The organism is Tenacibaculum piscium, assembly GCF_021390755.1.
GTDB lineage: Bacteria > Bacteroidota > Bacteroidia > Flavobacteriales > Flavobacteriaceae > Polaribacter > Polaribacter piscius.
Genome location: NZ_JAJGWR010000001.1, coordinates 131,384 through 156,078, shown reverse-complemented (window position 1 = coordinate 156,078; position 24,695 = coordinate 131,384). Strand labels below are relative to the sequence as shown.

The following is a 24,695-nucleotide window of genomic DNA, read 5'->3' as shown; positions in this document are numbered from 1 at the left end:
ACTAAAAAATCAGTTTAAAAGTTGCCTAATAAATACCTACTTTTGATGTTCAATTTTGAGATTCAAATAAAACTATGATAACTAAATCTTTTTATCGACTATTCAAGAATCATTTTTCAATATCAGAAACATTAGCAATCAACTTAAATTTGATCGCTAATTTACTTGTTGTCGGAATTTTAGGCTATATATTTTTTAAATTATTTCGTCATTACGGAACACGATTTATAAAAAAATTAGTTGTCAAAACAAAAAATAATTTTGATGATTTTCTACTGGAGAATCGAGTATTTTTAAATATTTCACGAATTTTTGCGTTTATATTTTTGTACTCATTACTTTCTGCTATTTTAGTTGATTTTCCAAATTCGTTAAACTACGGACAGCGATTTATTAATTTAGCTATTTTATTTTCGATTATTTGGTTTATCCGAAGTGTTTTATTGACCATTAAAGATTTTTTACGCACTTTAATTGCCTTTAAAGACAAGCCTTTGGAGAGTTATGTTCAAATTTTCATGATTATTTTATGGATTATTGGTTTTATCATTTCATTTTCGATAATTACAGGCAAACCACTGATTCGTTTTTTAACCGCTTTGGGAGCTTTTTCGGCAGTATTATTACTTATTTTTAAGGATACCATTTTAGGTTTTGTAGCGAGTATTCAGATAACAGTAAACGACACCGTGCGTTTAAATGATTGGATTACGATTGACAAATACAATGCCGATGGAAACGTAACGGCGATTAATTTAGCCTCAGTAATTGTTCAAAATTTCGACAATACTGTAACGAGTATTCCTACCTATTCATTGATTTCTGAATCCTTTAAAAACTGGCGTGCGATGGATAATTCTGGCGGACGTAGAATAAAACGTTCAGTATTTATTAAAATAAATAGCGTTCACTTTTTAACGGATGAAGAAGTTGCCGATTATAAAAAAATAGCCTTGTTGAAAGAGTATGTAACAACAGCTTATAATGATGTAAAAACCTATAATTCAGCAAATAACATTGATAAATCTATTTTGATTAACGGTAGGAATTTGACAAATTTCGGAATGTTTCGTAAATATTTAGACGAATATTTAAAACTACATCCGAAGATAAATCAAGAATTATTATTTATGTCGCGTCAATTGCAACCTACCGAAAATGGGATTCCGCTGGAAATTTATGCGTTTTGTAAAAACAAATCGTGGATTGCTTATGAACGAGATATGGCTGATATTTTTGACCATATTTTAGCGAGTGTTCCTTATTTTAACTTAGAAATTTTTGAAAGTCCAACAGGAACAGATATTTCAACACTTAAACAATAATCATTTATTTTGATGCTGAATTCTAAAAAAAATGGTTCTTTATGGCAATTAGCAATGCAAAAATTTATCCGAAGTAAAACGGGTATTTTTAGCTTTTTGTTTATACTTTTCTGCGGATGTATGGCTGTTTTTTGTTACGTAATTGCTCCTGACAATAGTAATTCAGCAAATCAAATGCATTTAGAAATTCATTCAAAACCGCCTTTGTTTTCAGTATTGATGCTTCAAATCCCATCAAAATCAACAGAAAAAGAATCGTGGTTTTCCGTTTTTATGGATGGAAAAAAAAATATTCCTACCGAAATTCCTATAAAATCGTATCAAATAAAAGAAAATCAATTAGAAATTGTAAAATATTCCGATAATTTATCAAAAATAATTCCGATTTCTTTATTTCAAAAAGAATTTAAAAAGCATCCTGAAAAATATATTCAACAAAAAACATTTTGGTTTGGAACTGATAAATATGGACGCGATTTATTAAGCAGATTATTAATCGGGGCAAGAATTTCATTTTTTATCGGATTTATCGCTGTTTTCATCTCGCTTTTAATCGGAATTCCGATGGGAGCAATTGCAGGATATTTTGGCGGAAAAATAGATGCTTTTATCATGTGGATTATCAATATAACATGGTCGATTCCAACCTTATTATTAGTGATTGCCATCACTTTAGCCTTGGGAAAAGGATTTTGGCAAGTGTTTATCGCCGTGGGATTAACCATGTGGGTCGAAGTCGCACGAGTCGTGCGTGGACAAGTAATTACCACCAAACAACAACAATATGTAGAAGCCGCTAAAGCCTTAGGTTTTTCTGATTTTAGAATTATTTTCAAGCATATTTTACCTAATATTTTAGCCCCGATTATTGTAATATCTGCCGCCAATTTTGCAGGTGCAATTTTAATTGAAAGTGGCTTGAGTTTCTTAGGAATTGGCGCACAACCGCCAACGCCATCTTGGGGAGCGATGATTAAAAATCATTATAATTATATCATTTTAGGAAAACCTTTTTTAGCCTTAATTCCTGGATTCGCAATTATGAGTTTGGTCATGGCTTTTATGCTTATCGGAAATACACTTCGGGATGCCTTGGATGTGAAAGGATAAAATAAATATAAAATATAATTATTTTTATTTACTCTAAATAAGAATAATTCATATTTTTGCATCCAAAAATAACCAAAATGAAAGTATATAAAATTTTATTTATAACATTATTCTCAATACTCAGTGCCTACTCACAAAATGTATTAACAGGAACGATTACCGATAAACATGGAGAACCAATTGTAGGAAGCTCTATTTTTATAAAAAAAATAGAAAAAGGAACAACAACAAATCTTGATGGAAAATACGAATTAAAAAACTTAGAAAAAACACCATATTTAATTACATTTCAATCTTTAGGATACAAAACAGAAGTTAAAAATATCATTATCAATAAAAATACGACAATCCTAAACATAACTTTAGAAGAAGATTCTAGTAAATTAGATGAAGTTGTTATTTCTGCAGGAAGAACTTCAGAAAAAATATCAGAAATACCCGCTTCTATAACAATTATAGGAACAAAAGAGTTAGAAAAATTAAATACCACAACTAGTAATATTAATGATATTTTAGAATTTTCGGTTCCTGGTTTAGCATCTAGTACTGGAAGCTATTCTAACTGGGGACAAACACTTCGAGGAAGACAATTACTTGTAATGGTCGATGGAATACCACAATCTACTCCTCTTAGAAATGCGAAAGTAGGATTGAAATCATTAAACCCAAATGATATTGCTAAAGTTGAAGTTATAAAAGGAGCTACTGCTATTTACGGTAACGGTGGAGATGGTGGTATTGTAAACTATATTACTAAAAAACCACATAAATATAAAAAATTAAGCGGTACAACAAACTTGTGGCAAACGGCAAATCTAACTAAAACTAAAGATGCGTTAGGATGGGGAGCGTATCAATCTTTATCTGGAAATATTAATAAATTTTCATATTTTGCCTCTGGAAGTTTCGAACAAACGGGTAATAAATATGATGCAAATGCTGATGTATTACTGCCTACTTATGGTTTAGATAACACCAAAACATTTAGCGGATTGTTAAAAGTAGGATACCAACTTAATGACAACCAAAAATTAAGTTTAATGACGAATCATTATCAAACTCGTCAAAAATCTCCTTTTGTTGCTACATTAGGATCAATAACCGTATTCAATAAAGAAGGAGATTACAAAATAACTCCAGGAAAAGGAATATTACCAACATCAACAAATCCAATACTAGGAAGTGAAACAGGAGTTACCACTACAAATGCACAATTAAAACATGAATTATCTGATATTTTTAACGGTACAACAAATTTAGATACCGATATATTTTATCAAAAAAGTAAAAATATATTTTTTTACTCTCAATCATTTGTTGGAGGCGGACAATCTGTTGTAAACTCAGAAAAAATAGGCTTTAGACCCAATTTTCATACTGTTTTAAATACTAATTCAGCTATAAACACCTCTTTTACTTATGGTGTCGATGTTTTAAAAGATAAAACAAATCAAGGATTATTAGATGGACGCTTATGGGTTCCTAATTTAGATTTATTTAGCTACGCTCCATATTTACAAGCTAAATTTAAATATCATCAAGATTGGGTATTAAAAACAGGTATTCGTTATGATGCAATGAAATTGAGTATTAAAGATTTTACAACACTTCCGTATTCATCTAAATTTGATGGCAATTTTACAAATCCTATTAATGTTATTGGTGGTGATTTAGATTTTAAAAATACTGCTATAAACATCGGAATTAGATATATTAAAAATGATGAATTTATACCTTATGCAAGTTATTCTCAAGGATTTTCTTTACCTGATTTAGGTAGAACATTAAGAACAGCAAAAGCTGATAATGTAAATATTTTAGATATTAACGCAATTAAAACAAATAATTACGAATTTGGATTTTTATCAAAATTTAAACATATTCGTTTTGAAGCAGTAGGTTTTTACAGCAATTCAAACTTCGGATTAGGACTTATTTTTAATGATGATATTAATCGATTTGAACAATCTAAAAATCCACAAAAAATATATGGAGCTGAAGTAGCTACCGATTTTACTTTCTTAAATGATAAATTACAATTTGGTGGTTCTTACTCTTTTGTTGAAGGATTAAAACATACTCCTGAAAATCCAAATGATTTAAGTTATATCGGAGGAGATGTTATTTCTGCACCTAAAACAACTGCTTACATTACTATTGAACCAATAAAAAAGCTAACATCATCAATACGTTTAATTTATACAGGAAATCGCAATCGATTTAATCCGAAGGAAAAAGCAGGAATATATTCGTATACTTACAGAGAAGTACCTGTAAAAGGATACACAATGCTTAATTTTTCAAGTACATACACGATAAAAAATAATATAAAATTATCCGTTGCCGTAAACAATCTATTAAATAAATTCTTTTTACCTGCAAGAGCACAATGGGCAGCACCATTAAAAAATCAAACTACCGCAGGAGAAGGAATAAATGCCAAATTAGGCGTAGTTTATGAATTTTAACTCGTGAAGAATTCAAATAAGTAACTTTATCAAAATAAAAAGCGAATGATTTTCATTCGCTTTTTCTAATAAATAGTGTAACATAATACCTAGCAAATGAAACCTTATAAAATAATTAAAACACTTCATTTATGGCTTGGTTTAACCGTTGGAGCTATTGTCTCTTTTTCAGGAATTACAGGTGCTTTATATGTCTGGCAACCTGAAATATCTTCTTATTTAACAGCTAAAGAATTACATATTGATACTTTTGATAAAACAAAAATATCTTATCAAAAAAATATTCAGACAGTCGCTAAACTAACAGAAATACATGGTGATTCTATAAAAAAGATACAACTTCCTTATCGAAAAAATAATTACATTATTTTAACTTTTTTAAACGGAACAACTTCTTATTATCATCCTGAAAAGGGTGTTTATTTAGGAAGTAATTTAAAAACAAACTCCTTTTTTAAAACACTGTTACAACTTCATAGAAATTTATGTTTTAAACCTTATGGAAGTTATATTATAGGAATATCATCTCTTATTTTTTGCTTTTTGATATTAATTTCAGGGTTTTTATTGTGGCACAGAAGTTATAAGAGAAGATGGAAAAAAGGGTTTACGATAAATTGGTATTCTTCTAAAAAGAAATTTAATTATAATTTGCATAAAGTAGCAGGAATTTATTTTATAATTCCATTAATAACGCTTTCTTTTTCAGGAGCATATTTTACTTTTTATAAAGAATATAGAACATTATTATCGGTATTGCCAGCCTATAAAATAGCAGAAAATTCTAGTATTCATAAAACCAACATCGGTGATTTTTTCGATATTGAAAAGCAAACAAAAAGATTATTTCCTGATGATAAACTTTGGTCAATATATTATCCTTCAAAAAAAAAGGAACAGTATCGATTTAGGTTTATAAATACGCTTAAAATTGAAAGTGGACTTAGAAAATCAACAGATATTTTTACAGATAAAAATTTAACAATAGTTAAAATAAATTCTTTTTATAAAAATCCATTATCTTTGAGAATAACAGCACAAATGTATCCAATTCATATTGGCGAATCATTCGGCTTTTTTCATCGTATTTTAGTTTTTATTACAGGGTTTATTCCACTAATTCTTTACATAACAGGAATTCGTTTTTATTTATATAAAAAACGTAGATAATCCATTATTAAAAATGATTTTTGAAAACAGTTTGACTGAATTTTAATATTATAAATTATGATGTACTTTTGTTATCAAAAAATAACAGATGAGTTTTAGCGTACAATTCAAAACACGATGGGCAGATTTTGATGCCAATATTCATATGCGACACACTGCATACAACGATTATGCAGCCGAAGTTCGATTGCGTTTTTTTAAAGAACATAATATTACCATTCAAGATTTTACCAAAGAAAAAACAGGTCCTATTTTATTTGAAGAAAATACCAAATTTTTACGTGAAGTTCACATGGGAACTGATATTTCGGTAAATTTAAAAATTATTGGATTATCAAACAAAGGCGAACGTTGGAAAATTCAACATGAAGTTTTTAATGAAAAAGGCGATTTATCCGCAGTAATTACCGTGTATGGAGCTTGGTTAGATTTAGTAAAAAGAAAATTATCAGTACCTCCTGTAAAATTTCAAACAATTTTTAACCAAGTTGAAAAAACAGCTGATTTTCAAGAAATTATCTTAAAAAACAACTAAAATAATAGTAAAGAATATTTAATGAGTATCTCTAAAAAAATAAAATTATTCGTAGCAATTATTGTCCTTATTTCTGGATGCTTATTAAAACCAAATCCTGATGATACTGCTATCGATATTACACAAACAACCCGTAATCCTAGTGGTTTTAATTATTTACCAACCTCTACAACGGGCGTTGTTGTAAAGCATGATGGATATCAATTATCGTACAACGAAAAACATGAACAAGCCGAATGGGTAGCGTATTCTTTAAGTAAAAACGATATTCATACCACTAAAATTAAGCGTCCTTATTTTATTAATGATCCCAAAGTAAAAACAAGATCTGCAAATTATAAAAGCTATAAAAAATCAGGATACGATAAAGGTCATTTATGTCCTGCTGCCGATAAAAAATATTCTGTAGAAGCATATAATGAAACTTTTTACACCTCTAATGTTACACCACAAAGACATAGTTTTAATGCTGGAATTTGGCTAAGATTAGAAGAAAAAACACGCTATTGGGCAAAGAAACATGATAATATATACGTAATTACAGGTGGTATTCTAAATAATAAATTAAGAACCATTGGAAAAGAAAAAGTATCGATTCCCAAAGAATTTTATAAAATAATTTTAGATTATACAAAACCTGAAATCAAAGCCATCGCTTTTTTAATGCCTCATAAAAAAAGTAAAAGACCACTATACGAATTTGTAGTTTCTATTGATGAATTAGAAGCAAAAACAGGTATCGATTTTTTCCCTGAATTACCTGACAATATTGAAGATAAATTAGAACGCTCATCAAATTATAAAGCATGGAGTTTTAGATAAAAACAAAAAACCCTTAATTCAAAAGAATTAAGGGTTTTAATAATTTAAGTACGGGAGAAGAGACTCGAACTCTCACACCTTTCGGCACTAGATCCTAAGTTCAAAAGTAAATGATATACAAAAAAATACAACTGATAATCAATACTTTAAAAAGTAACAAAAACTACTTTTTTAATTGTTTATAGGCTCTTTTAAAGGTGCTTATTTTCTTTTCTTAGTTAAGAATATAATCATTTTCTCCTCCACACGTAGTTTTAATAAAAGAACTACTTATTTCTTCATTTGTATTAGCATTAAATAATTTCAAACCATTATATGAACCAGCGTATAAATTAAGATACACATCGTCATATTCATCAACATTAACAGCTTTAAGAATACCAATCTCTACATTATCCAATAAAACTAAAACGCCAAATTCATTTCCATTTACTAATTTTACAACTCCAGTTTCATCTATTGAAATTGTAGCTAACTGTGAAACATCTGTGGTTCTTTCAGATTTATAATTACTCTCTTTACCTGTAAAAAGACTTATAAAATTATTTTGACAATCTTTTTCAACAGTAACAAAATAATTAACTCCTTTTACTATATTTTTTGATGTTTCAAATTGTCCTTTTTCATTTGTTAAACCTTGCGTAACTAAATTTTCTTCATCAGCTGCATCTTGCAAAGATTTATAAACTAATACTTTTGCTCCAGATACCTCGCTCATGGTTGTTCCATTATTGAAAGAAAAAACATTAACAGTTAATGTATCATCAAATACCGTAGGTTCTCCTCCGTCATCACAAGAAGCAAACATTAAAACTATTGCAACTAAACTTACTTTAAAAAAATTCTTCATAACTAAGATTTATTAAATTTACTATTAAATTCTCTTTTTCAGCACAGAGGGACAAATACGCCCCTTTGTATTTTAATTTTTCACTTTTTAAAAACAACTTTCATAAAACTATTACTTATTAGCCTACTCTTTTAGATTTCCCAGTAGTAAGTTCTATAATTTCATTATTCAGGTTTCTTATTTCTGTATTAAGTTCTCTATTTTCTCTATTTAATTCTCGAACTTCTTTATTTAACTCTTTATTTTCTGCTTTTAACTCTTTATTTTCTATTTCAATTTCGCTTTTTTCGGCTTTTTCGCTTTTTTCGGAAACCAACATTTCGCCCTCATCAAATAATAACCAACTTATATTTAAGTCAGGAAATATATTTCTAATAACTTTTATTTTATCTGACATAATCGTTCCGTCCGTAGCTAAAAAACGATTAGACACACCTATTTCTCTTGAGAACTTACTCATACTAATCCCTTTAAAAACAAGGTATTGCCGTATTTTTTCTTTCGCTGTCATAAATTAATAGAAATATATTACTTGTATATAGAAACATATTACTATATTTGTACCGAACGAAGCCCCAAGTTTGGTTCGATACATAAATACAAATACATTTTAACTATGAAAACAAATATAGTACCAAATTTTACTCTAAAGCAAGAAGTTTTAGAAAAATTAAAAGATACCGTAACAATTGCCTTAGTATCAAGAGATTCAGGTGTTGCCGTTAGAGCGTTGGAACGCCAAATTTCTACCAATCATAAATTCTTAACACACTATAACGTATTGTTTGCTATTTCTGAACATTTAGGAACTCCTATAAACGAACTTGTAGAAAGAGTAGCATAATGGCACAGGATAACAACATAGAAAACGCAATGCTTCATTTCGGAAATCTTAATGAAGAAGAAAGAGCTTTGTTTTTAAAAGTTGTTGCCCCTACCACTACTCCAACTCCAACTGCAAAGAAAAAGAGGTTTGTAAAACCGCTTCCTGTTAATTTAACAGAAGAATATTTTTATAATGATTTAGTTGAAAATCATAATGAAAAAGTAAGAAATCGCCTTGCAAAGGCAAAATACAAATAAGAACTTTTAAATATTTTTTGCTTTTAGTGAAGCTTTTTAAGAATTGCTTTTAGTGAAAATTACAGATTTATAAATAAAAGTTCTAAAATCAATTAAAATGGCAAGACCTGAAAAAACAGGTTTGGATTATTTTAATGTAGATACAAATATTTTTCAAAATAGAAAAATTAGACGTTTAATAAGTAGTTATGGTTCTTCGGGATTCACAATTTACTTGTTTGTTTTGACAGAGATTTACAGGGATAAAGGACATTTTTTAGCGTGGGATTCCGATTCTGCCTTTGACGTAGCCGATAGCCTAAAAGTAAAAGAGAATCTTGTAAAAGATGTAATTAATTTTTGCTGTTCAGTGAAGCTTTTTAATAAAGAATTGCTATCGAGTGAAAATGTAATTACAAACTTAAAAGTACAAGAGTTCTGGACTAGAGTTGTTAAAAGCGCTGGTAGAAAACAAACACGTATAAATCCCGCTATAAATCTTATTAATTCAGTAGAAACTACATTAAATACACCTAAACCCGAATTAAGTACACCTAAACCCCAATTAAGTACACAAAGTAAAGTAAAGGAAAGTAAAGTAAAAGAAAATATAGTAGAGAGAGAGGGAAATTTCAAAAAAGAAATTTTCACCCACACCAATTTTCCTGAAAGTATTTTAAAAAACTTTTTTAACTATTGGGCTGAAAAAGATACAAGCGGTTTAAAAATGCGTTTTGAAGAACAAAAGTTTTTTAATTTAAAAAATCGCTTGGAAAAATGGCAGGAAAATGAAAAACAGTGGGCAAATGATAAAAAAAGTAGTTTTAAAAGTAAAAGTAAACAAGGGCAAAGTAAACAAGGGCAAAATTTAGAACCTAGCAACGATTTAAAAGAAAAATTTTCAAATTATGATAACTAACGGCGTTTTAAAAAAGATAATGGCTAAAAAAGCCATAGAAACGATTCCTGAAAAAATGTTTTGGCAGGAATTTTTAAAAGTTTCAGAAGAAATTTTAGACGGTAAAAAGTTTGTTATAAATGCTGAAAATAAAAAAATAGTCGCTACAATCTTTAGGTATTTCGCAGGTTCTGAACATTTTAACGAGTTTGGTTTGATTAAAAATAATCCTGATTTAAACAAAGGTTTATTAATTTCTGGAAATATTGGTGTTGGAAAAACATTACTGATGGAAATTTTTCAAAAAACAGGTATTCAAATTTACAAAAAATACGGAATCAAAAGAACACTTTTTACTCGTGGTATCAGTTGCGGGAATTTTGTTTCCGATTTTATGAACTCAACTAAAATTAGTACTGATTTTAATTTAAAATCATACGAAAAAGGCACTTTATTTATAGATGATTTAGGCGTTGAAACCTTGGCATTTAATCAATATGAATTACTCGAAAAAGTACTTTTTGAACGTTACAGAAATGAAGCAAAATCATTTATAACCACCAATTTAACAATGCTTGAAATATTGGAACGATACGGAGTTCGAGTTGCAGACCGTTTGCCTGAAATGTGCAATATTATCAATTGGCGTGGCACTTCTTTTAGAACAAATTTATAAGCATGGAAAATACAATAGAAACATCAAATCAAATACCAAAAGAAATACTTTGGGAAGAGTTTCAAGAAGCTTCAAAAATAATTTTAGCAGGACGAAAGTTTGACGAAACTATCCAGTACGAAAAGATTTTAAAAACTGTTTTAAGATATTTTTCTGGAGATGAAAATTTTAATGAAGAAGGAATTATCCAAAAAGCTAATTTAAACAAAGGTTTACTAATTATCGGAAATAGTAAATGCGTAGCAAAAACAGTTTTATTACAAATTATCCAAAAAGCTGGTTATGAAATATATCAAAAATATGGATTTGAGAGAGCCTTTTTTTCGATGAGCTATGCAAGTGTTTTCGTAAATGCTTATGAATTTTCAAAAAATAGTTTAAGGCATGATTTTGATTTAACAAAAGCAAAATTAAACCCTTTTTTAATTACTGATTTTGGATCTGAAGATTTAGCTTTTAATGATTATGAATTGATAGGCGAAATTTTAGAAAGCAGGTATTTAAGCAAGGCTAAAACTTTTATTACAACAGATTTATCAATGTTAGAAATATCAAAGCGATACGGACGAAAATTAGCCGAAAACATACAAGAAATGTGCAATATTATTAATTGGAATTAAAAAATTAAACTTGAAAAATAAAAATACAATGGAAAATACAAGCAAATTATTCTCGGACAGCGAAACGTTTCAAAAAGAACGCCCGTTAAGAATTACAGCACAGCAATATGCTGAAGTAATTGATGAAATTGCAAAGCGTATTATATGCTTTGGCAATTCGGATTCTGATAAATCTGATATAATTTCAGACTTAACTGGTGTTTGCTTTCAAGATAGTGGATATGAAATAGCAAAATATTTAGAATGTTACGGTGCTGCTGAATATGAAATTGATGCTGATTTCATAGAATTGTTAGAATGGATAGAAATTTCATTTAGTAAAAAGCAAGACGATAATGTTAGATGTTGGGTTATTGCAAATGAAATTAAACCTAAATTAAACAAAGGCGCCAAAGTGATTTTAACCAAATCGACTATTTATGATTTTAGCATAGGAACTACTGTTTTTGTTAATAGTATTGATTTAGAAAGGGCAAGATACAGTATCGCTTTAGAAAAAGATAGCAATACTAATAGGGTTGTGAAGTTTGAAACGTTAGAAGCAATTATTTAATTTAATAAAAAATAAGATGAAAAAATCAGAAGAGTTCAAAATCTATTTAGAAGACCTTTTATATAAATACAACTTAACTATTATAAAAGAGAATAAAAGCCTTATTCAATTGCTTCCAAAGGGTTATCGAAAAAACTTACTTAAATTCTATTCACATATTTTATTATCTGATTTTTTAAAACTTTGTGAAGAGTATCCAAGATATATTATCTGTGTATTTCTTAATGAAAAATCAGAAATGATTTTAGAAATACAAGATTTACATAGAGATAGAGAATAAAATAAAACAGAGCCTTTAAAACCGCCCTATTTATTAAAAAATTAAAGCTGAAAAAAATGGATTTAGATAATCAAGATTATATCATAAAAAATAGATTAAAAGAATCAATGATAACAATGTCCCGCAAGACAGGTGTTTCTTACTTAAAAATAAGAAAATATATGACTGATAATAATATACTTACGACAAAAGAAGAAAGAAGTATTATTAAGGTTGCATCTTATTACAAAACTAGATACGCTAATAAATCAATGCGTATTCATAAAGGAGAAAAGGAAATTAAAGATGTATTTATCGCTCCTCCAAAAGTAGTTAAAACAGAATTTAGTAAATGGAACTATGATGCGTTGCCATAAAATTAAAATAGGGCGTTTAAAATCGCCCTGTTTATTAAAAAATTAAAGCTGAAAAAATATGTTAAATCAAATAAAAATATTCCGAGAAAATCAGGCAAAAATACCGCTTTATAAATCGCTGACTTCTATGCGTTCGTTAGCCGTATCTATTCAAAGTTATAATCTTTTTTATGGCATAAAACAGGCATCTTTTTTTTATATCCTGTTTGAATATTTAATTCCAAACGATTATTTACGTGTAATTCCGTCATTGTTTTTTGGATATTTCGTAGCAAAAGCAATGCTAAATATTGCTGTTAATATTCCAGAAAAAAAAGAGTGGGTAATTGTATCCATTGCGTTTTTTGATTTTCTGATGCTTTGCGTAATCTTAGATATTATGCACAAAACTGATTGGATTGAAATTATTAATTTACTGATATTTTGCGGTTTTGTTACTTATATCGGTTACTGGTTAAATCAAGTTTTTGTTCTTAAAGTAGAAAAAACCGAAAAAGCAGAATTGGAGCAGAACGGAACAGATGCCGAACAGATTATAACAGAACTAGAACAGGTTCAAACAGAAAAAACAGAATCGGAACAGAACAGAACAGATACCGAACAGATTATAACAGAACTAAAACAGGTTCAAACAGAAAAAACAGAATCGGAACAGAACAGAACAGATGCCGAACAGATTATAACAGAACTAAAACAGGTTCAAACAGAAAAAACAGAATCGGAACAGAACAGAACAGAACAGATTAGAACAGGAAATCAAATCAGTTTATTAGATAGTATTGACACAACCTGCCCCTATTGTAGTTCTGTATGGAAAAATAAAAAAGGTAGAGATAGACACAAAGGATCATGTGAAATGAATCCTAAAAACATTAAGAAATAACAAAAATTCAACGCTATGGATTACAACTATTTTATCACAAACTTATTATTAGTACTAATAATAATTGCATTAATCGTAAGCTTTTTATTGCTTTTAATGATAAAAAAATCAAAATCAAATTAACCAAAAATCAATAGAAAATATGAGTAATGACAACATTCAAGGTAACATCGTTTATTTTTTAACAACCACTAAAATAACCGAAAATAACGAAACAAGAATCGTTTATAAAATAGTCGATGGAACGGAACGATTAAAAACGGCTCACGAATTTTACAAAGGGACGGTAAAAGAAGCATCTGAAAAAGAAATGTTAAAAGAAATGGATCAAGGTTATTGCGATTGGTACGCTGAAAATCGTGCTGATATATTGAAGTTTTACCGAGGGAAAAAACAAACAAAATAAAAATTATAATTTATGTTTAGAAAATTAATAGTGAAGCATTTTGCTTTAGGTTATTTAACCAAAATATTCGGAAAAGAAATTTATATGTTAAGAGGTGCTACACCTCTTTGCATCTTTTATAGTTTATCAGCCATTGGTGGAATTTTGGAAATAGACTACCTACTTTATATCGGATTATTCTTCTTTGGATTATCGGTATATTTTGGATTTATTTATTTCAGAAATTCGAAAAATTCGGTAAAATGGAATGAATTAGATGATGTTCAAAAAAGGATATACTATAATATAGGTGCTGGCTTTATGAATTACAGTAAAAGACATGAAGCATCTATTTTAAATGCAAAAAAAGTATGTAGTTCACCAATTTATTTAATTATAAATTTCATTTGCTGGATAGCACCGCCAATAATTATAATGATAGTTTAAAGCAAAAAAAACCACCCTTTTAGAGTGGTTAAAAAATTGCTATTAAAAGTAAAAATTCAGTCGGAAAATACAAAAATCCTACCTACTACAAATATAAGAAATTTATTTAAAATAGGTATTTAAAAATGACAAAATCAATGCTTTCTGCTAAATTAAGATTCGTGCCGTATAATCGTTTTAAAAAAGTTGTTTGGCACGTTGTATCGAAGCACCGAAATAGACCAATAGATGATATTAAAAGGATAAAGAACCTAGATGATAGTGAGGTCGAAGCTGTGTTAAATTACTTTAACAGAGAGCTAATTGATTTTGATGAGATTAATATATAAAGGAACGCATTGTGTATGAATAGTTAAAATACGGATAAAATGACAGAACAAAATATAGTAAAAGGACATAGATATTTGGTGCAACTAAGTATTAAACAAGATAGTTTTATGTTAAATATGTGGGACTATGTAGAAAGTGTAAAAACTTTAAAAGAAGCAGAAGTATTGTGTGATGGACTGCATGATAAAACGGTGCATAAATTACAAATATCTGATTTAGCAAAAAATAACATTGTAAGAACGTGGGTGTAGTATTTTAATTATTTATACATGTTGTTGTGAAATCGTTTTAATGTTTTACAACTAACATTTAACTGTAATACGAATATCTTTTTTTAAACCGAACTATCAAGTAATTCTTGACAGTTCGGTTTTTTTTGTGAAAAAACAAATAATTTAAACATTGCTAAAGCTCGCTAAAGCTCGCTAAACCTCGCTAGACCTCGCTTAACCTCGCTAGACCTCGCTAGACCAAAATGATGTTTTTTTCTTGATTTATTATTGCAGTATCAAACCGATATAAAAGTGAGCAACGCAATGTCAAAATCAATAAACGCAACCTTATACCGCCCTATTAAAAGCGGTGTAAAATATGACGCATTGATGCCATTTAGCGATTGTTCAAGTACCAAATTAGCCGAGGGAGATACCAAAGTAGCTATTAATAATATGGCGATTTGGTCAAGAAAATATAAACATCATACTAAAAAGATAGCTGGAACTTTTGCGGATAAACGACTATCTGAAACTTGTAAGGAAATTCACGGTTTTTTGTTTCATCATTTTCAATATAAAATTGATGGAAGTAATCAAAACTTACGTTCTCCTGCCTGTTCGTGGTCAAGTCGCCAAAGCGGTATAGACTGTAAAAGTTACAGCATTTTTGCAAGTACAACGTTATTAAATCTTGGAATTAACCATTATTTAAGACGAATAAAACAAAGTGCTACTGCTGGATTTTCACACGTTTACGTAATTGTACCGAAAAATCAGAAAAACCCGAAAAACCTAAAACACGGCTATTTTATAATAGACGGAACGCTCCCAACAATAGAAGAACCAGAATTTTACGAAAAATCAGATATTTATATGGAGGCGGAATTACCAATTTACGGTTTAGCAGGAACTCAACCACCAGTACAAAATCCAAAAGGACAAAATCCGCAAGGGGATAATTATAAAACAGAAATTGTAAAACAAATATTTATAGCTGCAAAGCCAATTATTGATGAAGTTGTAATGACTTTATACTCTATATTAATTGATTGCGTTGTTCCTGAATATCAATTGCCACTAATTAAAGTGAATATTGACAAAAAATTAAAAGCTCCTTTAACACATAAACTTGAATTATTAGATGAAGCTATTTTATTTAATAATAAGCCACGAATCCAACATATTTTAAATGATATTTTTAAAGAATTAGATTTAGGAATTGCCCATTTAAGAAATGAAGCAGCGTATTTAGCAAGCGATAAATGTGTAGGAAAAACCCTTGCTACATCATTAAAGTATTTAGAGCAAATTAAAAAAGCTGTTGATACTATTTATGCAAATTTCATTAAATCATACAGTAAATATGATTTTGAAATGTTCACAAAAACAGCCACAACAAGTGAGCGAACGTTATATTTTGTTGTACCGAATATGCAGTCGCCAGTAACTGCTGAATATCGTTTTATTGTTCTTAGAAAAAATAAAAGTAAATACGGAATTGAACCAATTTTGCCGTATGGCGAAGGCGATGAAACTTTTGAAGGAACTTCTAACAAATGGTTAAACACCAATTTAAGACATCTTAGAAGTAAATATACCGATGGACGTGATAATCGTTACGAAAGTGAAATAAAACCATACATAGAAAAAGTACAAAATTTAAGAAAAAGCGCACATTTAGGAGGAGAGTTCTTGTATTTAGCAGAACAACCTTTACAGCGTGATATGTATAAAATCTGGCTTAAATACGATACACAATATACCGATTTTCTAAAAAAAGAAACCCAAAGTTTACGTACCGCAAATGAACTTGCAATGCGTGATTTTGAAATAAGATTAACCTCCGAAGTTGCCAAAGATAAATCTATTAAACAATCAAAATCATTTAAAAAAATGTTTGGAGTTGGGATTTTGGCTTGTGCAAGTGTATTAATAATAAAAAAATAAATATGAAATATATTGAATTTGATACAGGAGGTAGTGATACAGGATTAAATGGTTGGACGCTTTGCACTTCTAAAAAGCAAGCAGAAAGTCTTGAGAGTCAAACAAGAGATGTTTTAGCTCAAAAAGATGAATGGAATCGTAAATATTCTGCTTTAGAAAACGGAAAACAAGCGAGCGAATGGGCAGGTTTGAAAATTGAATTAGCCAATTTAGAAAAAACAATAAAAGCCGAAACTTTAAAATTAAAACAAGAACAATCTATTGCAGATTCATTAGGCTTGGCTGGTGCTTGTAGTAAACATATTAACAGGCGAAAACGTGCCGAAAACTCTTTAAGAGATGCTAGTAATTCATTAGGCGATGTTAAGGGGCGTTATACTTTATTAGGGAAGCAACAAACCGAAGGAATACGCAGGTCAAGTGAAGTTATTGTAACAAATAAAAAAACAATTGCACAATTAAAAAATCAATTACAAGCGGTAAAAACAAAAATAGCCAACTATAAAATTGAAAGAGATAACATCAAAAGAGCCGAAGCTCAAACACAGGCACAAGCTCAAGCAAATGCAAGTGTAACAGCTCCTAAAGTTAATTCAGCAGGTATTTTATCAAAAAAGAATTTGCCAATACTTGCAGGTGTTATATTTCTTGGCGGTGTTGTTTATTTTTCGAAAAATGGCAAAAAAACAACAACCATCAAAAAGAAAAAAGTAATTAAAAAAGTATCAGCATAATGAAAAATATACAATTTGATACAGGTTTAGCTGGTGGTTTGGGAGAGTATCAGTCTTTGAGTCAGAAATTTAACATTCATCCAAATCAGATAGCGCAAGCACAAGCACAAGCACAAGTGAAAGGGATATCATTATTGGATATGCTAAAGATAAAATATGGTCAAAGTGAAGCGAAAGTAAAAGGAGAGTTAATTGTAGCTAAATCAAAAGCTAATAAAACTAATTCTAATATTGATAAATTAAAAGTATTAGAAACAGAGGTAAAATTATCAAAAATAAAAGAAACTTCAAAAGCATTAGAAACTCGTAATCCTAGCACAAGCAGACCAAAAGGAGGTAAATATGTTCCTACCGATAATGGATATACAGCTCCAGTTAGAACATTAGTTCCAACACCAACGCAAAGAGTAGTTACAACAGCAGTTTCAACAACAACGCAAACAAAAGCAACCGTAAATACTGGTTTTGTTTTAAAAGATAATCTACCAATGATAATTGGCGGTGTAGCATTAATTGGCGGTATTATTTATTTAAAAAAGAACGGGAAAATATGAAAAATTATATACAATTTGATACAGGATTAGCTGGTAAAACAGGTGCTATCTCTTTTGAAGAATCTAAAAGATTAGAACAACGAGATCCCTCTCAAATAGCTGAAGAAGCACGTATTGCCGAAGCTGAACGCCAACGAAAAGAACGTATTCTTTTAGCAAAATTAAGAGATGACCGAAATAATGACCGAACTATTCCAGCACATAGATTACAAATTGATGTTTTAGGACTCGATAAATGGTTGGAATTAAGAACGCCAGATGCAAGAAAAAAAGCAGTTCAAATAAAGTTAGCAGAAGCTGAACGATTAGAGAGAGCGCACGCAGAAGCTTTACGTCATGCAGCAGCAAACGCACTTAAACTTGCTCAAGAAAAACAACTAGAGGTTGCACGTCAAGAAGCTATAAAAGTTGCTTGGGATAAAAATCAAGCTAAAATACTTGCTGAAAAAAATGCAAAAGCCAAAGCAAATGCAAGGTTATTAGCCTTGGCAGAAGCAGAAAAAACAAGATTAGCCCTGTTAGCTAAACAAAATAAAGCAAGATTATTAGCCTTAGCATCAGCAAAAGCAAAAGAAGCTGAAAAAGCAAGATTAGCATTAATCGCAAAGCAAAAAGCCGAAGCAGAAAAAAATAGAATAGCATTTCTAAAAAAGCAAGCATCAGAAAAAGCAAGATTAGCATTAATCGCAAAGCAAAAAGCAGATGCTATGAAATTAGCTCCTCGACAAACATTAATCAATAAGCAAAAAGCAGCAGCAGCAGAAAAAGCAAGATTAGCATTAATCGCAAAGCAAAAAGCCGAAGCAGAAAGAAATAGATTAGCATTAATCGCAAAGCAAAAAGCAGAAAAAGTAGCATTAGATAATGCATTAAATGAATCAAATAACACTAACGAATCTAATTCGAGTTCATTTTTTTATAAAGAAAAAACAAAAGTCTTTTTGGGCTTAGCTGTATTGGCTGGGGCTATTATTTACGCTAATAAAGATGATGAAAAAAAGCGTAAAAAAACAGTTACAAAAACTGTTAAAAAAACTAAGAAAACTATATAAAATAATAATCTATGAACATAATGAAATTAGGTAAGCTAGGGCTTTTGAAGGATAGAGCTGGTTTAGGATATTTAGATAACGCTTCTTGGGACTCAATGGGTTCTGATAATTTTTCGACACCACAAGATGCACCTAGCGGTGGTGGTAGCGCATTTATGCAGGGAGCTAATTTAATGGGCATTTTGCAAACTATCGGTGGTACTTGGGCGCAAATCGAACAAGCAAAACACGGAAAACAGGTTATTGTTGGCGGAAAAGATATTGCACCGCAATTACGTAATAATTTGGATCAACAAGCAAAAGCCAACAATACATCATCAGATAATTTAATGCAAATGATGATGATGCAGATGATGCAACAAAATAAGCCAGCTCCGAAAAAAGATAATACCACTTTATACATCGGTTTAGGAGTTGGAGCATTGGTAATATTAGGTGCTATCGCAATGATGACTAAAAATAAAAATTAATTATAAATAGATAAAAATGGATACAAAAAAAATAAGCAGTACGCTAGTTTCCGCAATTGGAAATACCGCAGGAATCGGTATTAAAAATGTAGTAGCCGATGTCGTGCCGATTGAAAATGGAAAAATTAAACACGGTGTTTTATTAGCTACTGGTGTTTTAGGAGCTGTTTTTTTGAACAGAAAAAACAAAACAACTGCATTCGCTCAAGATGTTAGTATCGGTGTAGCAGGTTCTTCTTTAATTTCTTTAGCCAAAGAATTTATTACCGAGCCAAAAGGTGTTTTAAAAACTGCCTTAGGAAATCCTGAAAGTGAAATTAATTTTTTATCAGGATATGATGATTATGATCTAATAGATGATAATGAAGATTATAGTGAAGATGCTATTTATCAAAGTGTAACACCTGAAATTACTTTCGGATAAAAAGAATTACAAAAAATAAAACAACCACAATTAAATTAAACTAAAAAAACAATTACAATGTCAGAATTTTTAAAAAATAACGAAGCTCATTTACGTACAATCAGCTTTTTAAAAAGTGAAATCATCAAAAAAGGGTACGATTGGAACACGGCAAAAAGCAAACCAATAGACGCTGCACTTTACGCAAATACTCAGGTACAGGTGGGAGGTTCAGTTGATTTATTAGATGGAGCAACTACGGAAGTTCGTGGAACTACCAATTTTAATGGTAATAAATTAGTTAAAGGTCGCCCTGCGGTTATTAACTCAATTGCGTTAGGTTTTGCTATTGGTACTCCTGGTCAATTACCACACGCTTTGGATTTTGATTATTCAAAAACTCATCACGATTTACAATTTGCGAATTTAGTAATGAAGCAAAAAGATGAAGTTTTAATCAAATTGCCAATTACATCAATTGTTGATAGTTTAAAAGACGGAAGTAAATACCGTGAATTATCATCTTTAGTGCTTGTTGAAGACGAATCAATTATTGATTTAACTGTTGAGTTTCCACCGCAATTAGCATCAAAAGTACCAGCAGGAAAGGTATTGTTTGTATCTGCAATGTTCCAAGGACACGAGGTTTATTTGAAAAGATAATTCATTTTACCTTAATTTTTTAACATAAAAAAACGCAACGCATTGCGTTGCGTTTTTTATTAAATCCAAAAAAATGGAAGCTCAAAACATAGAAGTAAAAAACATCAAAACAATATACCATCGGTTTAAAATTAACAAAGAGTTGTTAAATAAAGATAAAGCAACTCTTCAAAATACTATCGCTAATTACCTAAGAGGGGAACAAAATGATACGTTGCCAAAAGGTAAATTAATAGGTATCCATTTCAATTCTTACGTTAAAACGTTAGATACTTGGACTGCTATTGATTACCAAGATGGAACAGATCCGCAAGCAACGCCATTATTAGCAACAGGAACGAATGTGCCTGATTTAAACGCATTTATTTGTTCGCATACTGATATTAGGATTGAAGATACACATGGTCGTTTAATGAGCGAACCTACTGATTTAAAAGATTATAACCGTGCTAATTGGGGTAACGCTGGCAAGAGAATAACACCGTTTAATTTAGTTCACAATGAACAAATTACGATTAAATGGGATGTTTTAGGAAATGATTTCCCTCCATGTGGCGAATTTATTTTTACAATTGAACAAGAAATTTCTTGCGAAATATAATGGAAACATTATTAAAAGAAAAAATTGAGATAGGCAGTTTTGAAATAGATATTTCAGAGCTAAATGGATGCAAAGGCGTTGTTTTTATTGAAGTAAAACCAATTAAAAACAATGATGCTTTGCGATTAAACAATATAGAAACGGATACGATTACAGGCGAAAATCCGTATAAATTAGAAAGCGCCATTCCAATAATTAACGGACATCTAAGATTTGCACCAACAAACAATTCTGATGCAAATATGAAATCAGTAGTTAGATATTTATTAGTACAATAATTATGAATTTATCCAAAGAAATAACACTTCATTTAAACAAACCTAACCACGCTGTTAGTGTATCTGATAATGAAAACAGAACCGTGCAACGTACTGGATTGTCTATGAATAAAAAGTGGTTTTCTTTAGGTGATGTTCAAAAATTACACGGTTCTGTTGATGCCTTTTTGAAGCATTTGAAGCAAAAAGGCTTTTCGGAAACTACTTTTAGTTTCCGAAGAACTTACGGCAAAGAAGCCAGAAAAGTAGGTATTGATGATATCATTATAAACTTACAGGAATTTTCCGAAAAATCCGAAAAATCCGAATTTTCCGAAAAATCCGAATTTTCCGAAAAATCAGAAAATCAAAACAATCAGCAAAGCGTTATGAAATCCCCTAAAAAAAACAAAAAAGAACAACAACAACAACAACAACAACAAAATTCAAATATTAATTTTTTGGCTGGTAATAATATGGATAATCAAAATATGCAGTTTTTAGGCGCAATGGTCGAAAGCCAGCGTGCTGGAGATTATAAAAGACAAGCCGAAGAATTACGAGAAGAAAACAAAGATAATCGCTCAAAAATTAGACGCTTAGAGGAAGAAAATCATAAGCTAAAATTAAAAGTTGAAACATCTGAAGAACGTGCCGAATTAAAAATTCAGCAAAAAATACTAGAGAAACAGAGCGTATTTGAGAGTGCGGGTTTTCAAAAAGTAGCGGAAAGCTTGGGGGGGCTACTTCCGTTACTTCCCTCACTTTTAAACAAAGGAGCTACTGTTCCTGCTCAATTAGGAGGCGATACTAATTTATCAGCAATGCAAAATCAAGCAATTGAAATGATTAAAGTGAATAATGATAAAACAGCATCATTAGTACTTTATATCGCTCAAAATAATTCTCCTAAATTGATGCAGTTAATAGAAAATCAAATCAATAATAAAAGCTAAAAAAAAACGATGGCAAAAATAAAATCAAAAAAAGAAGCATTAGATAAATTAAATAATTTATCTGATAATGTAGTTATTAGAATTGCTGAATTGTCAGAAAATAAAACCGCTTTGGGGTATTTTGAAAATGCGTTTCAGTTTGCAATTTTAAAAGGTTTTTTAAAATAAAAAATAAAATTTGCTATGAAAAATACAAAACAAAACATCAAAAAAACAGGTGCTTTTTTAGCCGATAATACAAAAGAAGTGCTGTATATAAGTGGCGGTATTGTGCTTTTATTAGTTGGCTATAAAATTTATAAATCATTCAATAAAAATATTGGTAGTGCTTTAGATGATAAGGTCGAAAACGTAAAAATCAATGTACAAGTTGATTTAAGCAAAGTAACCATTACAAAAGAGGACGCTCAAAAATATGCACAACAATTGTTAAATGCGTGTAATGGAGCTTTTCCTTTTTATGGAACGGATGAAGATTTAATAAAAAAAGTATTTGAAAAATTAAATAATTCAGATGATTTTAAGCTCGTTTATAAAGCTTTTGGATTAAAAGAATATAACGGTTATGGCTCTCCTCCTACTGGCGTTTCTAGGCATTTGGATAATTATTCCCCTAAAGATTTAGTCTATTGGTTACGAGCTGAATTATCGCCAAAAGATGGGCAAGTATATCGCATCGTGAAAAATAGAATTGAATCAGCAAATTGGACTTTTTAAAATCAATTAAATAAATAAAAAGATGAATAACTTAATGAAATTAGCAGGATATAATACAGAAGTAGTCGTTTTTGACACAGAAAAAGCAGGTTGTAAAACCAAAAAGCCGTGTAGCTGTAATCATGGAGCAAAAGGAGCAGCTAATTTTACAGGAAAAGTAGTCAGTAATTATGATAATGAAATATTAGTCGGTGCTACGATCTACAATAAAAATTCACAAGTTGGCGTAATGACGGATTTTGACGGGAATTTTAAAGCAATCGGAAGCCCTGATGATATTGTACAGGTATCATTTGTTGGTCATAAAGCAATTACACTTCCTTTGTCTATGCTGCCAAAAGTAGTGAAACTGCAAAATGATGGAATGTTAGATGCAGTAGATATCACTCCGATAAAAACAAACGTTAAAGCTGGATTAATTGTAGCAGGTGTTGCACTTGCTTTTTGGGGCTATTCTAAATATAACGAAACAGGAACAACAACTAAAAGAACGACTAAAACAGTAAAAAAGAAAGTAACCGCATAATGAAAACATCATTTTTTTTAGATAACTATCAAAATATAGTGGTGCTTTTATTCGGAACTGGTGGCGGTGGATTTTTAGGCTGGTTTTTTTCAATGAAATCGAAAAAATTAGAATTTCACGAAAAAGCATTCCAGATTAATTCAGAAATGATTGACGCTATAAAAGCTGACTTCATGGGACGCATCAAATTTTTATCAGAAATGATTGAAGAATCAGATAAAATAATTAAAGAACAAAGTTTAGTTTTAAAAGAGCATAAAGAGTATATAAAGCAATTACACATCGAGCTTGAAAGCTATAAATTAAGAAAACCATAAATTATGCTTAAAAAGATACTATTAATAATAACCTTATTTGTTGTTTTTTCGTGTGCTGTGAAAAAGACAAAAACCACTTCAACTTCAAAAATTGAAGTGGTTAAAAAAACAGAAAAAGTTGTTGAAAACAAGCAAACAAAAATTAAATCATTGCCAATTAATGATACATTTTTTATCAGCCTAAACACCAATGATAAAAAATTAGATAGTATCGTAAAAGCAAAATTTAAACATTTTGAAACGTCCAAAAAAAGCGGTAAAAATAGTTACATCGCTGTTTTTGATACGGTAAAAAACGGCATCAAAATCAATACCATTATTGATAGTACGGCAAATATTACAAGCGATAAAACGATTAAAGAAATTGTCAATAATTCATCAAAATCAGCAATTAAAAAAGAAACAAGCGTAAAAAAATACGGTATTCGCTGGTATTGGTGGCTATTTCTTTTGTTGGCTGGAAGTACTTTTTTATACATCAAATTTTTTAATCCGTTCAAATTCTTTTAAATC

36 protein-coding genes are annotated in these 24,695 nt (G+C 30.0%); 34 read left to right on the top strand and 2 right to left on the bottom strand.

Features of this window, described 5'->3' with window-relative positions:
- The first annotated feature begins 74 nt into the window (after positions 1–74).
- From L0U72_RS00750 to L0U72_RS00725, 6 genes are all read left to right on the top strand, one after another.
- Entirely contained in the window at positions 75–1,325 is a 1,251-nt protein-coding gene (locus L0U72_RS00750) for a mechanosensitive ion channel family protein (RefSeq protein WP_233861263.1), read from the top strand.
- A gap of 12 nt (positions 1,326–1,337) precedes the next feature.
- Positions 1,338–2,435, top strand: a complete 1,098-nt coding sequence (locus tag L0U72_RS00745) for an ABC transporter permease (protein WP_233898156.1) — start codon at positions 1,338–1,340, stop codon at positions 2,433–2,435.
- Positions 2,436–2,512: 77 nt separating this feature from the next.
- Positions 2,513–4,903 (top strand): TonB-dependent receptor, encoded by a 2,391-nt coding sequence (locus L0U72_RS00740; protein WP_233898155.1) that lies wholly within the window; start codon positions 2,513–2,515, stop codon positions 4,901–4,903.
- A gap of 96 nt (positions 4,904–4,999) precedes the next feature.
- Entirely contained in the window at positions 5,000–6,073 is a 1,074-nt protein-coding gene (locus L0U72_RS00735) for a PepSY-associated TM helix domain-containing protein (protein WP_233898154.1), read from the top strand.
- An 88-nt stretch (positions 6,074–6,161) separates the two neighbouring features.
- Positions 6,162–6,608: an acyl-CoA thioesterase gene (locus tag L0U72_RS00730; RefSeq protein WP_101918118.1), complete on the top strand. Its 447-nt coding sequence runs from the start codon at positions 6,162–6,164 to the stop codon at positions 6,606–6,608.
- Positions 6,609–6,629: 21 nt separating this feature from the next.
- Positions 6,630–7,430, top strand: coding sequence for a DNA/RNA non-specific endonuclease (locus L0U72_RS00725; protein WP_233898153.1), 801 nt, complete (start codon positions 6,630–6,632; stop codon positions 7,428–7,430).
- A gap of 214 nt (positions 7,431–7,644) precedes the next feature.
- On the opposite strand, the gene L0U72_RS00720 is transcribed toward L0U72_RS00725, so the two are convergent.
- Entirely contained in the window at positions 7,645–8,280 is a 636-nt protein-coding gene (locus L0U72_RS00720; protein WP_233898152.1) for a hypothetical protein, read from the bottom strand.
- Positions 8,281–8,398: 118 nt separating this feature from the next.
- Positions 8,399–8,740, bottom strand: coding sequence for a hypothetical protein (locus L0U72_RS00715; protein WP_233898151.1), 342 nt, complete (start codon positions 8,738–8,740; stop codon positions 8,399–8,401).
- A 156-nt stretch (positions 8,741–8,896) separates the two neighbouring features.
- Here L0U72_RS00715 and L0U72_RS00710 point away from each other — a divergent pair, with 156 nt between their 5' ends.
- The 28 genes from L0U72_RS00710 (at position 8,897) to L0U72_RS00575 (ending at position 24,692) form a co-directional block, all read left to right on the top strand.
- Positions 8,897–9,124 carry a hypothetical protein gene (locus L0U72_RS00710; RefSeq protein ID WP_233898150.1) on the top strand — a complete coding sequence of 76 codons (228 nt, stop codon included), beginning with the start codon at positions 8,897–8,899 and terminating at the stop codon, positions 9,122–9,124.
- A complete protein-coding gene (locus tag L0U72_RS00705; protein WP_233898149.1) occupies positions 9,124–9,363 on the top strand; it encodes a hypothetical protein in 240 nt (79 codons plus the stop codon). The genes L0U72_RS00710 and L0U72_RS00705 overlap by 1 nt, the downstream gene beginning before the upstream one ends.
- Positions 9,364–9,484: 121 nt before the next feature.
- A complete protein-coding gene (locus tag L0U72_RS00700) occupies positions 9,485–10,261 on the top strand; it encodes a DUF4373 domain-containing protein (RefSeq protein ID WP_233898148.1) in 777 nt (258 codons plus the stop codon).
- On the top strand, positions 10,251–10,916 hold the full coding sequence (locus L0U72_RS00695; RefSeq protein WP_233898147.1) for a P-loop NTPase family protein: 666 nt from the start codon (positions 10,251–10,253) through the stop codon (positions 10,914–10,916). Before L0U72_RS00700 ends, L0U72_RS00695 begins: the two co-directional genes overlap by 11 nt.
- 2 nt (positions 10,917–10,918) lie before the next feature.
- A complete protein-coding gene (locus L0U72_RS00690) occupies positions 10,919–11,536 on the top strand; it encodes a P-loop NTPase family protein (protein WP_233898146.1) in 618 nt (205 codons plus the stop codon).
- A 28-nt stretch (positions 11,537–11,564) separates the two neighbouring features.
- Positions 11,565–12,089: a hypothetical protein gene (locus L0U72_RS00685; RefSeq protein ID WP_233898145.1), complete on the top strand. Its 525-nt coding sequence runs from the start codon at positions 11,565–11,567 to the stop codon at positions 12,087–12,089.
- A 16-nt stretch (positions 12,090–12,105) separates the two neighbouring features.
- Positions 12,106–12,369 carry a hypothetical protein gene (locus tag L0U72_RS00680; RefSeq protein ID WP_233898144.1) on the top strand — a complete coding sequence of 88 codons (264 nt, stop codon included), beginning with the start codon at positions 12,106–12,108 and terminating at the stop codon, positions 12,367–12,369.
- Between the two features lie 116 nt (positions 12,370–12,485).
- Positions 12,486–12,725 carry a hypothetical protein gene (locus L0U72_RS00675; RefSeq protein ID WP_233898143.1) on the top strand — a complete coding sequence of 80 codons (240 nt, stop codon included), beginning with the start codon at positions 12,486–12,488 and terminating at the stop codon, positions 12,723–12,725.
- A gap of 58 nt (positions 12,726–12,783) precedes the next feature.
- A complete protein-coding gene (locus L0U72_RS00670) occupies positions 12,784–13,608 on the top strand; it encodes a hypothetical protein (protein WP_233898142.1) in 825 nt (274 codons plus the stop codon).
- Between the two features lie 142 nt (positions 13,609–13,750).
- The gene (locus tag L0U72_RS00665) at positions 13,751–14,014 is read left to right on the top strand and encodes a hypothetical protein (RefSeq protein WP_233886006.1); all 264 of its coding nucleotides are present in this window, start codon (positions 13,751–13,753) and stop codon (positions 14,012–14,014) included.
- Positions 14,015–14,026: 12 nt separating this feature from the next.
- Positions 14,027–14,440 (top strand): hypothetical protein, encoded by a 414-nt coding sequence (locus L0U72_RS00660; protein WP_233898141.1) that lies wholly within the window; start codon positions 14,027–14,029, stop codon positions 14,438–14,440.
- A 125-nt stretch (positions 14,441–14,565) separates the two neighbouring features.
- The gene (locus tag L0U72_RS00655) at positions 14,566–14,769 is read left to right on the top strand and encodes a hypothetical protein (protein ID WP_193706564.1); all 204 of its coding nucleotides are present in this window, start codon (positions 14,566–14,568) and stop codon (positions 14,767–14,769) included.
- 39 nt (positions 14,770–14,808) lie between these two features.
- On the top strand, positions 14,809–15,021 hold the full coding sequence (locus L0U72_RS00650) for a hypothetical protein (protein ID WP_233898140.1): 213 nt from the start codon (positions 14,809–14,811) through the stop codon (positions 15,019–15,021).
- 285 nt (positions 15,022–15,306) lie between these two features.
- Positions 15,307–16,932 (top strand): hypothetical protein, encoded by a 1,626-nt coding sequence (locus L0U72_RS00645; protein ID WP_193706562.1) that lies wholly within the window; start codon positions 15,307–15,309, stop codon positions 16,930–16,932.
- Between the two features lie 2 nt (positions 16,933–16,934).
- Positions 16,935–17,666 (top strand): hypothetical protein, encoded by a 732-nt coding sequence (locus tag L0U72_RS00640; RefSeq protein ID WP_233898139.1) that lies wholly within the window; start codon positions 16,935–16,937, stop codon positions 17,664–17,666.
- On the top strand, positions 17,666–18,220 hold the full coding sequence (locus tag L0U72_RS00635) for a hypothetical protein (RefSeq protein ID WP_193706560.1): 555 nt from the start codon (positions 17,666–17,668) through the stop codon (positions 18,218–18,220). Before L0U72_RS00640 ends, L0U72_RS00635 begins: the two co-directional genes overlap by 1 nt.
- A complete protein-coding gene (locus tag L0U72_RS00630; protein WP_233898138.1) occupies positions 18,217–19,272 on the top strand; it encodes a hypothetical protein in 1,056 nt (351 codons plus the stop codon). Before L0U72_RS00635 ends, L0U72_RS00630 begins: the two co-directional genes overlap by 4 nt.
- An 11-nt stretch (positions 19,273–19,283) precedes the next feature.
- Positions 19,284–19,742, top strand: coding sequence for a hypothetical protein (locus L0U72_RS00625; protein WP_233890555.1), 459 nt, complete (start codon positions 19,284–19,286; stop codon positions 19,740–19,742).
- 16 nt (positions 19,743–19,758) lie between these two features.
- Positions 19,759–20,166, top strand: coding sequence for a hypothetical protein (locus L0U72_RS00620; protein WP_233898137.1), 408 nt, complete (start codon positions 19,759–19,761; stop codon positions 20,164–20,166).
- 57 nt (positions 20,167–20,223) lie between these two features.
- The gene (locus tag L0U72_RS00615) at positions 20,224–20,808 is read left to right on the top strand and encodes a hypothetical protein (protein ID WP_233898136.1); all 585 of its coding nucleotides are present in this window, start codon (positions 20,224–20,226) and stop codon (positions 20,806–20,808) included.
- 73 nt (positions 20,809–20,881) lie between these two features.
- The gene (locus L0U72_RS00610) at positions 20,882–21,409 is read left to right on the top strand and encodes a hypothetical protein (protein ID WP_233898135.1); all 528 of its coding nucleotides are present in this window, start codon (positions 20,882–20,884) and stop codon (positions 21,407–21,409) included.
- On the top strand, positions 21,409–21,687 hold the full coding sequence (locus L0U72_RS00605) for a hypothetical protein (protein WP_233898134.1): 279 nt from the start codon (positions 21,409–21,411) through the stop codon (positions 21,685–21,687). The genes L0U72_RS00610 and L0U72_RS00605 overlap by 1 nt, the downstream gene beginning before the upstream one ends.
- 2 nt (positions 21,688–21,689) lie before the next feature.
- Positions 21,690–22,622: a hypothetical protein gene (locus L0U72_RS00600; RefSeq protein WP_233898133.1), complete on the top strand. Its 933-nt coding sequence runs from the start codon at positions 21,690–21,692 to the stop codon at positions 22,620–22,622.
- Positions 22,623–22,631: 9 nt separating this feature from the next.
- Positions 22,632–22,790: a hypothetical protein gene (locus tag L0U72_RS00595; RefSeq protein WP_233898132.1), complete on the top strand. Its 159-nt coding sequence runs from the start codon at positions 22,632–22,634 to the stop codon at positions 22,788–22,790.
- A 15-nt stretch (positions 22,791–22,805) separates the two neighbouring features.
- Positions 22,806–23,339, top strand: coding sequence for a hypothetical protein (locus tag L0U72_RS00590; protein WP_233898131.1), 534 nt, complete (start codon positions 22,806–22,808; stop codon positions 23,337–23,339).
- Between the two features lie 22 nt (positions 23,340–23,361).
- Positions 23,362–23,865: a carboxypeptidase-like regulatory domain-containing protein gene (locus L0U72_RS00585; protein ID WP_233898130.1), complete on the top strand. Its 504-nt coding sequence runs from the start codon at positions 23,362–23,364 to the stop codon at positions 23,863–23,865.
- Entirely contained in the window at positions 23,865–24,182 is a 318-nt protein-coding gene (locus tag L0U72_RS00580) for a hypothetical protein (RefSeq protein WP_233898129.1), read from the top strand. The genes L0U72_RS00585 and L0U72_RS00580 overlap by 1 nt, the downstream gene beginning before the upstream one ends.
- Before the next feature lie 3 nt (positions 24,183–24,185).
- On the top strand, positions 24,186–24,692 hold the full coding sequence (locus L0U72_RS00575; RefSeq protein WP_193700570.1) for a hypothetical protein: 507 nt from the start codon (positions 24,186–24,188) through the stop codon (positions 24,690–24,692).
- Positions 24,693–24,695 lie beyond the last annotated feature (3 nt).